Consider the following 13079-nt stretch of genomic DNA (forward strand, 5'->3'; position numbering starts at 1 on the left):
AAAGATGCTAATTGATTTAAGATATCATATTATTACAATAGTTGTTTTGTTTGTTAGTTTAGGTATTGGTATTCTGATTGGTAGTACTATGGTAGGCAATGATCTAATTATTAAACAGCAACAGAACTTAATCAATAGTTTAGAAAAAAATTTAGTAAATTTAAAGAAACAAAATTCCAGTTTTCAAACTAAAATAAATCAATTACAAACTAAATTAGCTAATAATAATAAATTTCAAAAAAGATTGTTACCATTACTTATTAAAGGACAATTAATAGATGAAAGTCTATTAATTGTTACTGGAGATAATATAATGTTAGATTTGCAAGAAAAATTAAGGAATATTTTACAACTAGCTGGTATAACTAAATTGAAAATAGTAGTAAATGAGTTTTGTTCTAAAGAAGGATATAATAAGGTATTACTACTAGGACAAGTAGATGAGACTATAAAGAAAAAATATCACCAAAGTAAGCAGAAGGATAAAATTATAGTTGCTAGTGCTAAGCAATTAAAAAATATATCCGGATTAATTAAATTAGTTTTTAAAATTACTTCTAAAAAGTTGGATCACTTAAGGAGTGTATACCTTGAATAAAAAAGTTTCTGTATTAATTCCAGCTTATAATGAGGAAACTACAATTGGTACTACTATTAAAGCAATTACCAATATAGATTTTGTAAGTGAAATAGTAGTTATTGATGATGGTTCTAAAGATGATACGTTTAAGCAAGCTAAACGAGCTGGAGCTAGTGTATTATCTTTAGATACTAATCAAGGTAAGGGTGCAGCTCTAAATTATGGTATTCAACAAGTAACAGGAGATATTATTTTATTTATTGATGCTGATTTAGAAGATTCAGCGAGAGAGGCTAAAAAATTATTAAGGCCAGTTCTAAATGAGGAGGCTGATATGACTATTGCTCAATTTCCTCCTGCTGAGGTTAAAGGTGGAATTGGGTTAGTTAAAGGATTAGCTACTTGGGGATTAAAAAAGATAACTAACCAAGATTTTAAAACACCTCTTTCAGGTCAACGAGCATTAACAATGGATTTAGTAAAAAAGGTAAGAAAATTTGCTAACGGGTTTGGAGTAGAAGTTGCTTTAACAATTGATGCTTGTAAATTAGGGTTTAAAGTAGTTGAAGTACCAGTTAATATGACACATCGAGAAACTAAAAGAAATATAAGAGGTTTTTTGCACAGAGGTAAGCAATTTAAGGATGTTCTTAAAGTTTTGGCTTCTAAAATAAGAAGGTGAGAAAATGATGCCAATAATATTATTAACTATAGTAAGTATTATTTTAAATAAGCTAGGATTAATACTAGTTCCTAATTTACTAAAAGAAGGTGATTTAATTACTGAAAATTATAAAGGCCAACAGATACCTGTTGGATATGGATTATTATTTGGTTTAAATATGCTTATTATTTTGGTAATGGGTTCATTATTGGGATATTATCCAATTTTTCAAGTGCAAAGTTTAATAAGTTTAATCTTAGTTATGTCCTTTGTAGGTATATTAGATGATACGATAGGAAGAAAAGATAACCAAGGGTTTGGAGGGCATTTTAAGGCTTTATTAGTTAAGGGTAAATTAACAACCGGAACAATTAAAGCTATATTTAGTTGTTTTATTGTTTTTTTTATAAATTTTTATAGTTATGATGATTGGAATAATGTAATTATTAATACATTAGTAATTTTGTTAACGACAAATTTTATTAATTTATTAGATTTACGACCTGGACGAGCTTTAAAGGTCACATTAATTTTTTTAATTACTATTTTATTAACTAATCCTAATGATTATTTACTAGTTATTCCTATGGTTATTACGGTATTGTTTTCTTTACCCTTTGATCTTAATGCTGGAGGGATGATGGGGGATGTAGGGGCCAATGTGTTAGGAGTAATCATTGGTTTTTTATTAATTTCTAGTTTTGATTTATACTTAAGAATTATAATTATGTTTCTTTTAATACTAATTCATTTATATACAGAGAACTATTCACTATCAACATTAATTAAAAATAATAAAGTTTTAAATTATTTTGATCAATTAGGACGTACAAATTAATCATCAGGGTTGACTAGAATAGTAAGAGAGTATATAATTAATAAAGGATTATTTAAATCGGTTATTAAATTTAGTAGTTAGCACTAGAGAAGTTAAGGAGGAAAAAAGAATGGAGCAGTCAGAAGAAAATCGTGATCAGTGGGGAAGTAGGTTTGGATTTATATTAGCAGCAATTGGGTCTGCAGTTGGATTAGGTAATATTTGGCGGTTTCCGTATATGACTTATGAGAATGGAGGAGGAGCTTTTTTAATCCCTTATTTCTTTGCTTTATTAACAGCAGGGATTCCACTATTAATATTAGAGATGGGATTAGGACATAAAATGCGTGGTTCAGCTCCTTTATCTTTTAGGAAGATTAAAGAAAAGTATGAGACACTTGGTTGGTGGTCAGTATTAATTACTTTTGTAGTTACAGTTTATTACTCAGTAATTGTTGCTTGGGCTATTAACTTTATGTCTTATTCATTTAATCAGGTTTGGGGAGCTACTCCAAATAAGTTCTTTTTTAAGGAATATTTACAGATGACGAGTTTTTGGAATATTGGTGGAATTAGATTTAATATCTTGGCTGGTTTAGCTTTGGTCTGGGGGTTAAATGGTTTCATCCTATATAATGGAATTAAGGAAGGAATCGAGAAGGCTGCTAAGATATTTATGCCTATTTTAGCTTTACTGGTCGTTTTAATTACAATTAGAGGAGTTACTTTACCTGGAGCTATTAATGGACTAAATCACTTTTTAAAACCAGATTTTTCTGTGTTATTAAATCCTAATGTATGGGTTAGTGCTTATGGACAGGTATTCTTTACTTTAAGTTTAGGCTTTGGAATTATGATAGCTTATGCTAGTTATTTGCCCAAAAAAGAAGATGTTGTTAATAATGCATTTATTACAGCTTTTGCTAATAGTGGTTTTAGTTTTTTAGCTGGATTAGGTATCTTTGGTGTTTTAGGTTACATGGCACAGGCTAAAGGGATTCCTTTTAAGGAAGTTGCTACTGATGGTATTGGTTTAGCATTTATTGCTTTTCCAAAAGCAATTAACATGTTACCAGGTATGCAAGGATTTTTTGGTTTCTTATTTTTCCTTTGTTTAACAATTGCCGGGATATCATCAACCATGTCTTTAGTAGAGTCATTTTCTTCTTCAGTAATTGATAAATTCCAAATTAAGAGAAAGCAAGCAATTGCTTTGGTCTGTGGATTAGGTTTTTTAGCTAGTACAATCTTTGCGACTGGTATGGGATTAGTAGTTTTAGATGTAGTAGATCATTTTATTCTTAATTATGGCCTAGTTATAGTTGGTTTAATTGAGAGTATAATCCTTGGTTATTTTTGGGATTTATCTGAAATTAAAGACCATGTTAACCAAGTTTCTGATTTTAAAGTTGGCAATTGGTGGATTATAGCAATTAAATATGTAACTGCTATTATATTAGGTGTTATGTCAGTTATGAAACTTAAGAATGAATTAGCATCACTATATAATGGTTATCCATTAAGTGCTATTATAACTTTAGGTTGGGGAACAGTATTTGGATTAGTTATTCTTGCCTATGTTACGAAAAATATAAGCTGGAATCAAGAAATTAAAGTAGATGTTTTGAAGGAGGAAATGTAAATGAGTATAGGAGCATGGATTATGTTAATATTTGGTGTAACTACTCTATTTGGTGGGTTAAGTTATTGTTTAAGTGTTGCTATGAAAAATCAATAGGGTGAGCAAACTCTAGCTTAGAATTATCTAAGCTAGAGTTTTTGTATTAAATTGATATAATATGATATAATATTTATTATAAAGGAGAGAGATATAATGAATGAAGAGCAGATCGTTAAAAGATTTAAGGAATTGGTGCAAATAGATAGTATTTCAAAAGAAGAAGGGGCTATAGCTGATTATTTAGTTGAATTATTAACTGAATTAGGTTTGGATGTTACCGTAGATGATACAAATAAAAGAGTAGCTGGAGAGACGGGAAATATTATAGCTAAATTATCTGGAGATTCATCTAAACCTACATTATTATTAAGTGCCCATCTGGATACAGTAACTCCTGGTAAAGGAGTAAAACCTGTTGTTAAAGATGGGGTTATCTATAGTCAAGGAGAAACTATTCTAGGAGCAGATGATAAAGCTGGTATTACTGCAATTGTAGAGGCTTTGCGGATTATTAAAGAAGGAGATTTGGAGCATGGGGATTTAGAGATAGTATTTACTGTTGGAGAAGAGATTGGGTTATTAGGGGCCAAGAATTTAGACTATAACTTATTGTCAGCTGATTTTGGGGTTACATATGATTCAAGTGGTCAAGTAGGGACTATTATAACTCAAGCTCCTGCTCAAAATAAGCTTGAAGTTAAAGTAGAAGGAAAGTCAGCTCATGCAGGAATGAATCCTTCTTTAGGAATTAATGCTATTAAAGTAGCTAGTTTAGCCATTTCTAATATGAATTTAGGTCAGATTGATGAGGAGACAACAGCTAATATTGGAGTAATTAAAGGTGGTCAAGCAACAAATATTGTACCAGACTTAGTTGAGTTAGAAGGAGAAGTTAGAAGTAGGAATGAAAGAAAGTTAGAAAAACAAACAGAACATATGATAGATTTATTTAAACGTGCTGCGAGAAAGTATCAGGCCCAAATAGAGATTAGTCACCCCCGGATGTACTCAGCTTTTGAACTGCAAAGAAATAGTAAAATTGTGGATATAGCAATCAAGGCTGCTCATGCTATTAATATTAAACCTAAATTACAAGCTACTGGTGGAGGAAGTGATGCTAATATCTTTAATAATCAAGAAATTCCAACTATTAATCTAGGGGTGGGAATGGAGAAAGTTCATTCTACAGAAGAGAAGATTAAAGTTAATGATTTAGTAGATGCTGTGAAGTACTCTGTAACTTTGCTACAACAAGCTGCTAAATAAATGTTGATTTTGGTAAAAAAATATTATATTATAATTATATAACAAACATTTGTCAGACGTATTATAGTTTTTGTATCAGGAGGCAGGTATTATGAAAGACAATAAGCTATATAAGAAAATAAGTAAACTAAAAAAAGAGCTCAATCAATATAAGTTGTCCCCAGATAATAAACAGGAGTTAGTAGAATTAAGTCAAAAGTTAGATGAATTGATTGTAGAAGCTACCAAAAGGCAAATAGCGATTGAATTTGGCCCTAGTCAATAAAGACTAGGGTATTTTTTATTTATAATTACAAATACTACATATGAGAAGTTAAATTTTAGTAATATTCCTTAATCAGTAACATATGGTTTTTATGGGGGCTGATTGATGATAGAGATTAAAGAAGGAGAGGTTAGTGAAGTTTTAGTAAAGGATTCTAAAGTAACTGAAGTAATGTTATTAATTAATGGGCAACAAAGTAGAGGGATTAATTATAATCAATTAACTGGGCCAATTACAGAAGGGGATAAGGTATTAGTTAATACAACAGCTACTAGTTTGAATTTAGGGACTGGAGGATATGATTTTATTTTAAAAGTTAAGGGCCAAGAGACTGAATTGCAGGATACAGGTCATATTATGAAATTACGCTATAGCCCTTATCAATTACAAACTTGTAGTTTAGCAGAACAAGAAAATGCTAATCATAACTTAGTGAAAGAATTTGAGTCATTAGCTTCTACCCCAGTAGTGGTAGGTACACTACATAGTATGTTACCTGCTATTGCAGTAATGGCAAAAACTATTATTTCTGATTTAAATATTGTATATATTATGACTGATGGAGCAGCGTTACCCATCCATTTTAGCAAATTAGTTAGTTATTTAAAACAAATGGATTTGATTGATACTACTATTACAATTGGTCATGCATTTGGTGGTGATTTAGAAGCAGTTAATATTTATTCGGGCTTGATTGGAGCTTATAAAATAGCAAAAGCAGATTTGGTAGTAGTTACAATGGGACCAGGTATTGTAGGAACAGGAACCAAATATGGATTTAGTGGTACAGAGCAGGCTGATATTTTACATGCAGTTAAGGTATTAAAAGGAATCCCTATTGCTGTTCCTAGAATTAATTTTGCTGACCCAAGAAGGAGGCATTATGGTTTAAGTCATCATAGTTTAACTAATTTAGGAAAGTTAACTTTAGTAAAATCATTATTAGGAATTCCAAACTTAGTAAAAGATAAAAATGAGGTTATTAATAAGCAATTAATAACTTCTGGTATAACTAATCGACATCAAGTTATTTATCGCTCAGGGAAAGAAGTTATAACTGAACTAGAGAAATTAGATTTTAAAGTTACAACTATGGGGCGAGGAATTAATGAAGCTAAAGAATACTTTATGACTACAGGAATAGCAGGTATAATTGCTACTGAAAAAATAAAGGGGGAGTTGCTTGATGGATGAGTTAGTAGAAGAAATCATTAAAAGTACTAAGTTATATGAAGGTAGAATAGTAACATTAAAGTTAGATGAGGTAAGATTACCAAATGGTAATAAATCTAGCAGAGAGATAGTTGAACATGATGGTAGTGTAGCTATAATTCCTTATCAAGATAATAAGGTAACCTTAGTAGAGCAGTTTAGAGCTGCTACTAAAGAAGTGGTATTAGAGATCCCGGCTGGAAAGATAGAGATTAATGAAGAAGTACTAAAGTGTGCTAGAAGAGAATTAGAAGAAGAAACAGGCTTTCGAGCTGGTTCTTTTAGAAAGTTAGTTCAGTTTTATACCAGTCCAGGTTTTAGTAATGAAGAGATTACCCTCTATTTAGCTACAAATTTATCTAAATATAAGCAACAGACTGAGGCAGATGAATTTCTTGCTTTACGAAAATTAACTATAGACGAAGTGAAGAATAGGATTAAAGCAGGTAAATTTAAAGATGCTAAGACAATTATTGGCTTACAATACTTATTACAGTGGTTAGAGAATAATCAAGCTTAGAAAAGAGGGGTAATATGGAGCATAAAATTGGTAATAATGATCATATAAAAACTTTAAATATTACTTCTAATGCTTCAGGGGCTGTGAGAGCGGCTAGAGATGGTAATGTAGTAGTAATAGTTGATATTATTGATATGTCAACTAGTGCTGAGGCTGCTTTGGATGCAGGTGCAGTAGATATTTTTGCAGCTAGCCCAGATAATATTTTGGCCCCAGTTAAAGTTAATCCAGAAAAAATTGGTTATTTTGCTGGAAAGACTGCTTTAAAGCATAGTAGTGAGTTGCTAATAGTAACAGAACCTCGGTTAGAGGATAAGGAAGAACAAAGAAAGAATATACAACAGGCATTGTCTGGAGTTAGACGGGCTGGAGTGGATGTATTAGATATCATCCCTAATTTAGGTACAGAGGTAGTAAAGTTAGCTGATTTTTCTGAAAAAGTAGTATTATTAGTAACGCAAACTGGAGGAGTTGCTTTTGATGCAGCTTATAATTATGGTGCTCCAGCAGTAACAACAGGTACTGTCGTACGAACATTAGCTAAAAAAGGAATTAAACCAGCTCAAGAATCAGCAGCTAGAGCTGTTAGATTGGCCCTAAAGTATAATACAGGGATTACTTTAGTAGCTGCTAGTTCTAATTCTTATGAAGATATATTAGCAGCAGAACAAATTGCTAAAATGATTATTAATACAGGTTTTTTAAGTAGTGATGGTAATATATTATCTGACTATTAACATACTAATTTTATAAGGATAGAATTTAAGGAGGTGAAGAATGCTTAATCATAAGTGGCGATCAAAACAATTTAGTTACTATATCACAAATCATATTTTTTTGGTACTAATTGTACTTGTTTTTTTCGCTATAGGATTAATTGCAGGTTCAATAGCTGTAAACACACTCGATTATCAACAAAAAGAAAGCTTAGTTAGCTATCTTGACCAGTTTATTGTGCAGGTAAATCAACTGTTAAATAATCAACAACATATAATGTTGAAAAAGATAATATTTTCTAATCTGAAATTTATTTTTATTTTGTGGTTATTGGGATTAACGATTGTAGGAGCTATAATCGCACCAATAATAATCTGTTTAAAAGGTTTTATTATTGGGTTTACAATATCTTTTTTAATTAAAGAGTTATTTTTACAAGGCTTGTTATTAGCTATAGTATCTATTCTACCGCAGAATTTAATAATTATTCCTAGTTTACTATTAGGGTGTTTATTCTCATTAATTTATTCTACTAGAATTGGTATGGCGTGGATCTTTAGTCGCAAAAAAAGAAGATATAATTTTAGTCAGGCAGTCTTAAAATATTCTGTATTAATGTTAATTTTAGCAGGGTGTTTATTTTTAGCTGGATTGATAGAAGCCTACTTAACACCTAATTTAGTTGAATTAGTAGCAAGCAATTTAATAAATTAGTTAAAGGAGATTTGGATTGAATCTAGAATAATGAAATTAGAGTCGTCTGATGTCTGACAATAACTAGGAGGGATTTTATGAACTCAATCAACAGAGCAACTATAATTGTATTAGATAGCGTAGGCATTGGTGCTTTACCAGATGCTAAAGAATTTGAATCTGAAGGAGCAGCTACTTTGCCTCATTTAGCTAAGGAAGTTGGAGGATTAGATTTACCAAATTTAGAAAAACTAGGCCTAGGTAATATTGTAGAAGTTGAAGGTCTAAGTAAAGTAGATAAGCCCAAAGGGGCTATTGGAAAGATGGCAGAGCAGTCTAATGGAAAAGATACTACAACTGGCCATTGGGAGTTAGCTGGTTTAGTCTCTCAAAATCCTTTTCCAACTTATCCTAATGGGTTTCCAGATGAGATAATGGATAAATTTCATGAGGCAATTGGTAAAGGAAGTTTAGGTAATAAACCTGCTTCAGGGACTGTAATTATTGAAGAGTTAGGTGAAGAACATTTTGAAACTGGGAAACCAATAGTTTATACATCTGCTGATAGTGTATTCCAGATTGCTGCCCACGAAGAAATAATACCAGTTGAAGAACTATATAAAATGTGTCGGAAAGCAAGAAAGATGTTAACTGGAGAACATGCAGTGGCAAGAGTAATCGCACGTCCATTTGTAGGAGAACTTGGTGATTTTACTAGAACAGCAAGAAGAAAAGATTTTTCTTTGAAGCCGCCTAAAAAGACTATGCTAGATCATTTAAAGGATGCAGGTCAAGAAGTCATGGCTGTAGGAAAGATTAAAAATATCTTTTCAGGTCAAGGTATTACTTCTGATCTTCATACTGATAATAATATGGATGGGGTAGATAAGACAATTGATTATTTAAAAGAAGATAACTCTGGATTGATCTTTACTAATCTAGTAGATTTTGATCAAAAGTATGGACATCGTAGAGATCCAGAAGGTTATGCTAAAGCATTAAAGAATTTTGATGATCGACTACCAGAAATTATTGAACAATTAGAAGCAGACGATTTATTGATTATTACTGCTGACCATGGTTGTGACCCAACTTATAAAGGAACGGACCACACTAGAGAATATGTTCCTTTATTAGTGTATGGAGCAAATGTACAAGCCGGGGTAGATTTAGGAATTAGAGAAAGTTTTAGTGATTTAGCAGCAACTATTACTAGTATCTTTAAAGTAGAAGAAACAGGATATGGAACAAGTTTCAAACAAGAAATTTTTGAGTAGAGGGGGAGAAAATTATGTCACAAGAATTAATTAAGCAGTTACAGGAGAGCGCAGACTATATTAAGGAAGAAATAGATATTAAACCTAAAGTAGCATTAATTCTAGGTTCAGGGTTAGGAGTTTTAGCTGGCGAAATTGAAGATAAAGTTGAGATTACTTATGATGAAATTCCTAATTTTCCTGTTTCCACAGTAGAAGGACATGCTGGGCAGTTAGTATTAGGAACTTTAGAAGGTATAGAAGTAGTTGCTATGCAAGGAAGATTTCATTACTATGAAGGATATGACATGTCTTTAATAGGTTTTCCAGTCCAGGTAATGAATCTATTAGGGCCAAATAAATTAGTGGTGACTAATTCTGCTGGAGGGGCAAATAGGAATTTTAATGTAGGAGATTTAATGTTGATCAATGACCATATTAATTTTATGGGGACAAATCCGTTGGTTGGCCCTAACGAAGCGGAGCTTGGCCCGAGATTTCCTGATATGTCAGAGGCTTATAATCAAGAATTAATTGAATTAGCTGAAAAAGTAGCTGATGAACAAGGTTTGGGATTAAGAAAAGGGGTTTATGTAGGTATGACAGGCCCAACATATGAAACCCCAGCTGAAGTAAGGATGATTAATAAGCTTGGTGGTGATGCAGTAGGGATGTCTACTGTACCAGAAGTTATTGCTGCTAATCACTTAGGTATGAAAGTATTAGGAATTTCCTGTATTACTAATATGGCAGCGGGTATTTTACCAGAACCATTATCCCATGATGAAGTAATTGAAACTACTCAACGAGTTAAACCTAAGTTTATTAATTTAGTCCGAGGAATAATTAAAGAATTATAACAAAACGAAGGGCCAAGGCCCTTCGTTTTATTTATTTTTGTGTCTAAATTTAGTATTATTAGAATACTGAATAGTTTTTTGAAGTAATGTTTCATATACCTCGTTTAAGTTAGCCTTCTTATCTATTTTAATGCTACCTAATTTAAAATTAGATTCATTATCCTGCCATAAATAATAACCTATTTTATAGATTTGGTTACTTTTATTAGTTATTGGTTTTTCTTGATCTGATTTTAACATAGTTAATAAAGAATTATTAATAAACATCACGACTTTTTTATTATTTAAATAGTCTTTGATGATAGATAGTCCTGTAGATGAATTTAGTATATCTTTTCTAGATTTATTAATCCAAAGTGCTGTATAATTTTTAGGGTTAGACTCTTTTAATTTAGAAAGACTCTGTTCTGTAATATTTAAATTAGGAAATTTCAAATCATTTATTTCTCCTAACAGTGCAATGTTAAATTGTTTAGAATTAGTTTTTACTACTTTAGGTTGTGTAAATGCTTTAATTCCTGTATCCATCAATAATCCAGTGATTGCTAAGGTAGTAAAAGTTTTAAGGAAATTCTTCATAAAAATACTCCTTTCTTAAAAGTAAACGAAGATATTTTAATTATATAATTTTAAGCTAAAGATGCAATGGTAGTTAATAGCATACTAAGGGTGAATTTAAACAATAAAAACAGAGGGAAAGGAAATCCCTCTGTTTTTATTAACTTGATTTTAATGATATGTTGATTTTTATATCCCCAATTTTAGTATGTAAAGGAATAATTAAAGATTCGCCCTTAGCTGGAGATATTTCCATATTATCTCCTATAGCAATTGAAGGAGGGGTTATATCACACTGGTAGCCCAGATCTGATAATTTAGTTGTTGAATTTCCCGTAATAATATTGGCTAGCTCCCCAATTGCAGATCGACTTAAATCATCAAATTCATTTATTTCCATGCCAGACATCTTAGTAACAATATTTAAAGCAGTATCTTCCTCCATACTAAAATAAATAAATCCTTCTAGACTACCTGTTACGCCAATAGAAGCATTAATTCCTTGAGCAGTAAAGTGTTTGCTTTCCGTCTTTCTCTCTCCTTCTGTAGGGTTAAGTTGTATCATATTCTCTAAAACACTTTTAGTACTCTTTAAGATAGGATTAATATATTCTTTTTTCATTAGATGTATCCTCCTTATTATTTCTTTAATTAAAGTATTTCAGCAATTATATTTAAAATCCTGTATATGATAAAAATATAATTATATTTTTATCATATCTTTTTAATAGATTAAATAAATATTAGTTAGAAGCTGAGGTGAATCAAATGAAAAACTCTAGGATAATTATGATTATGGGTCTGGTTTTAATTATTTTATTTTCCTCGCTAATGCCTTCTGTGGCTCAAAAAAATTCTGGGTTTGACCTTGAATCTAAGTCAGCTGTTTTAATGGATGCTCAATCCGGTGAAATAATCTATAGTAAGAATGCAAATGAGAAATTGCCTCCAGCTAGTATTACAAAAATAATGACTATGTTATTAACTATGGAGGCTTTAGATGAAGGAGAAGTTAGTTTAACTGATGAAATTACAGCTAGTGAACATGCTTCAAAAATGGGTGGCTCTCAAATTTGGTTAGAACCTGGTGAAAAAATGACTTTAGAGCAACTATTAAAGGCAGTAGCAATTGTTTCAGCTAATGATGCATGTGTGGCAATAGCTGAGCATTTATATGGTACAGAAGAAAAATTTGTAGAGGCAATGAATAAAAAAGCTAAAGAATTGGGGATGAAGAATACTTACTTTTATAATACTAATGGATTACCTATAGAAGATTCTGAAAGTAAAGGGAATTATACTACAGCCTATGATGTGGCATTGATGTCACGCGCTTTGTTGCAATACCCACAAGTTTTAAAGTATACTTCTACTTGGATTGATCATTTACGCGATGGAGAATCGTTTTTGCGAAACACAAATAATTTAGTTAGATTCTATAATGGAGCTGATGGTTTAAAGACTGGTTATACTAGTGAGGCTGGCTTTTGTTTGTCTGCTACAGCTCAAAAAGAAGGAATGCGTTTTATTGCTGTAGTAATGAAGGCACCTAATTCTAAAGTTAGGTTTGCTGAGGCAAAGAAATTATTATCTTATGCGTTTAGTATTCATAAGTCACTTTTAATTGCTAAAAAAGGGGAAAAGATTGAGCAAGTCAATGTATTTAAAGGCCAAAAACAGAACATAGCTATAGAAGCTAAAGAAGATGTAAATGTTATAATTAAAAAAGGTGAAGGAGAAAATCTTACTAAGCAGATTAGAGTTAATAAGGAGATAGTGGCCCCAATAAAAAAGGGGGATAAAGTAGGAGAAATTGTAATTTTACAAGGAGACCAAGTATTAGAAAGGGTAGATTTAGTAGCACAAGAAGGAGTTGAAAAAGCAAATATATTTAAAATAACGGTTCAACTGTTAAAAAGGTTTATTGGCACGATGTTTTAAAAGATATCCCTCGAGGGATATCTTTTTTTATGAATAGGAAGGAAAAAAA

At 31.3% G+C, this 13079-nt stretch carries 16 protein-coding genes; 14 read left to right on the top strand and 2 right to left on the bottom strand.

The genetic code is table 11. From position 1 onward, the window contains the following. Positions 1–4 precede the first annotated feature (4 nt). From HALHA_RS02815 to HALHA_RS02865, 13 genes are all read left to right on the top strand, one after another. Positions 5–598, top strand: coding sequence for a copper transporter (locus HALHA_RS02815; protein WP_015326270.1), 594 nt, complete (start codon positions 5–7; stop codon positions 596–598). Further along, positions 591–1262, top strand: a complete 672-nt coding sequence (locus HALHA_RS02820) for a glycosyltransferase family 2 protein (protein ID WP_015326271.1) — start codon at positions 591–593, stop codon at positions 1260–1262. The genes HALHA_RS02815 and HALHA_RS02820 overlap by 8 nt, the downstream gene beginning before the upstream one ends. A gap of 4 nt (positions 1263–1266) precedes the next feature. Next, entirely contained in the window at positions 1267–2082 is an 816-nt protein-coding gene (locus HALHA_RS02825; protein ID WP_015326272.1) for an MraY family glycosyltransferase, read from the top strand. A gap of 109 nt (positions 2083–2191) precedes the next feature. After that, positions 2192–3703 carry a sodium-dependent transporter gene (locus tag HALHA_RS02830; RefSeq protein ID WP_015326273.1) on the top strand — a complete coding sequence of 504 codons (1512 nt, stop codon included), beginning with the start codon at positions 2192–2194 and terminating at the stop codon, positions 3701–3703. Continuing rightward, complete coding sequence (locus HALHA_RS13430; RefSeq protein WP_015326274.1) at positions 3704–3799, top strand: MetS family NSS transporter small subunit; 96 nt, start codon at positions 3704–3706, stop codon at positions 3797–3799. A 96-nt stretch (positions 3800–3895) separates the two neighbouring features. Beyond that, positions 3896–5008 (top strand): M20/M25/M40 family metallo-hydrolase, encoded by a 1113-nt coding sequence (locus HALHA_RS02835; RefSeq protein ID WP_015326275.1) that lies wholly within the window; start codon positions 3896–3898, stop codon positions 5006–5008. A gap of 91 nt (positions 5009–5099) precedes the next feature. Further along, positions 5100–5273 carry an aspartyl-phosphate phosphatase Spo0E family protein gene (locus tag HALHA_RS13245; RefSeq protein ID WP_015326276.1) on the top strand — a complete coding sequence of 58 codons (174 nt, stop codon included), beginning with the start codon at positions 5100–5102 and terminating at the stop codon, positions 5271–5273. A 105-nt stretch (positions 5274–5378) separates the two neighbouring features. After that, positions 5379–6467, top strand: coding sequence for a DUF3866 family protein (locus HALHA_RS02840; protein ID WP_015326277.1), 1089 nt, complete (start codon positions 5379–5381; stop codon positions 6465–6467). Continuing rightward, entirely contained in the window at positions 6460–7005 is a 546-nt protein-coding gene (locus tag HALHA_RS02845; protein ID WP_015326278.1) for an NUDIX hydrolase, read from the top strand. Before HALHA_RS02840 ends, HALHA_RS02845 begins: the two co-directional genes overlap by 8 nt. A gap of 14 nt (positions 7006–7019) precedes the next feature. Further along, entirely contained in the window at positions 7020–7742 is a 723-nt protein-coding gene (locus HALHA_RS02850) for a hypothetical protein (protein WP_015326279.1), read from the top strand. Between the two features lie 40 nt (positions 7743–7782). Beyond that, the gene (gene spoIIM / locus HALHA_RS02855; protein ID WP_015326280.1) at positions 7783–8436 is read left to right on the top strand and encodes a stage II sporulation protein M; all 654 of its coding nucleotides are present in this window, start codon (positions 7783–7785) and stop codon (positions 8434–8436) included. Between the two features lie 77 nt (positions 8437–8513). Beyond that, positions 8514–9692, top strand: coding sequence for a phosphopentomutase (locus HALHA_RS02860; RefSeq protein WP_015326281.1), 1179 nt, complete (start codon positions 8514–8516; stop codon positions 9690–9692). Between the two features lie 14 nt (positions 9693–9706). Continuing rightward, complete coding sequence (locus tag HALHA_RS02865) at positions 9707–10531, top strand: purine-nucleoside phosphorylase (protein ID WP_015326282.1); 825 nt, start codon at positions 9707–9709, stop codon at positions 10529–10531. A gap of 27 nt (positions 10532–10558) precedes the next feature. On the opposite strand, the gene HALHA_RS02870 is transcribed toward HALHA_RS02865, so the two are convergent. Together HALHA_RS02870 and HALHA_RS02875 are read right to left on the bottom strand one after the other, a co-directional pair. Beyond that, positions 10559–11110, bottom strand: a complete 552-nt coding sequence (locus tag HALHA_RS02870; protein ID WP_015326283.1) for a hypothetical protein — start codon at positions 11108–11110, stop codon at positions 10559–10561. Positions 11111–11249: 139 nt separating this feature from the next. Further along, positions 11250–11711, bottom strand: coding sequence for a chemotaxis protein CheX (locus HALHA_RS02875; protein ID WP_015326284.1), 462 nt, complete (start codon positions 11709–11711; stop codon positions 11250–11252). Positions 11712–11857: 146 nt separating this feature from the next. On the opposite strand from HALHA_RS02875, the gene HALHA_RS02880 reads away from it, so the two are divergent. Continuing rightward, complete coding sequence (locus tag HALHA_RS02880) at positions 11858–13030, top strand: D-alanyl-D-alanine carboxypeptidase family protein (RefSeq protein WP_015326285.1); 1173 nt, start codon at positions 11858–11860, stop codon at positions 13028–13030. Positions 13031–13079 lie beyond the last annotated feature (49 nt).

The sequence above is a fragment of the Halobacteroides halobius DSM 5150 genome, assembly GCF_000328625.1.
GTDB classification, from domain to species: domain Bacteria; phylum Bacillota; class Halanaerobiia; order Halobacteroidales; family Halobacteroidaceae; genus Halobacteroides; species Halobacteroides halobius.

What these genes read in the sequence shown, in the direction of transcription:
- HALHA_RS02815 (WP_015326270.1), top strand. Translation starts at nt 5, where the DNA reads ATGCTAATTGATTTAAGATATCATATTATTACAATAGTTGTTTTGTTT.
- HALHA_RS02825 (WP_015326272.1), top strand. Translation starts at nt 1,267, where the DNA reads ATGATGCCAATAATATTATTAACTATAGTAAGTATTATTTTAAATAAG.
- HALHA_RS02830 (WP_015326273.1), top strand. Translation starts at nt 2,192, where the DNA reads ATGGAGCAGTCAGAAGAAAATCGTGATCAGTGGGGAAGTAGGTTTGGA.
- HALHA_RS13430 (WP_015326274.1), top strand. Translation starts at nt 3,704, where the DNA reads ATGAGTATAGGAGCATGGATTATGTTAATATTTGGTGTAACTACTCTA.
- HALHA_RS02835 (WP_015326275.1), top strand. Translation starts at nt 3,896, where the DNA reads ATGAATGAAGAGCAGATCGTTAAAAGATTTAAGGAATTGGTGCAAATA.
- HALHA_RS13245 (WP_015326276.1), top strand. Translation starts at nt 5,100, where the DNA reads ATGAAAGACAATAAGCTATATAAGAAAATAAGTAAACTAAAAAAAGAG.
- HALHA_RS02840 (WP_015326277.1), top strand. Translation starts at nt 5,379, where the DNA reads ATGATAGAGATTAAAGAAGGAGAGGTTAGTGAAGTTTTAGTAAAGGAT.
- HALHA_RS02845 (WP_015326278.1), top strand. Translation starts at nt 6,460, where the DNA reads ATGGATGAGTTAGTAGAAGAAATCATTAAAAGTACTAAGTTATATGAA.
- HALHA_RS02850 (WP_015326279.1), top strand. Translation starts at nt 7,020, where the DNA reads ATGGAGCATAAAATTGGTAATAATGATCATATAAAAACTTTAAATATT.
- spoIIM (WP_015326280.1), top strand. Translation starts at nt 7,783, where the DNA reads ATGCTTAATCATAAGTGGCGATCAAAACAATTTAGTTACTATATCACA.
- HALHA_RS02860 (WP_015326281.1), top strand. Translation starts at nt 8,514, where the DNA reads ATGAACTCAATCAACAGAGCAACTATAATTGTATTAGATAGCGTAGGC.
- HALHA_RS02865 (WP_015326282.1), top strand. Translation starts at nt 9,707, where the DNA reads ATGTCACAAGAATTAATTAAGCAGTTACAGGAGAGCGCAGACTATATT.
- HALHA_RS02870 (WP_015326283.1), bottom strand. Translation starts at nt 11,110, where the DNA reads ATGAAGAATTTCCTTAAAACTTTTACTACCTTAGCAATCACTGGATTA.
- HALHA_RS02875 (WP_015326284.1), bottom strand. Translation starts at nt 11,711, where the DNA reads ATGAAAAAAGAATATATTAATCCTATCTTAAAGAGTACTAAAAGTGTT.
- HALHA_RS02880 (WP_015326285.1), top strand. Translation starts at nt 11,858, where the DNA reads ATGAAAAACTCTAGGATAATTATGATTATGGGTCTGGTTTTAATTATT.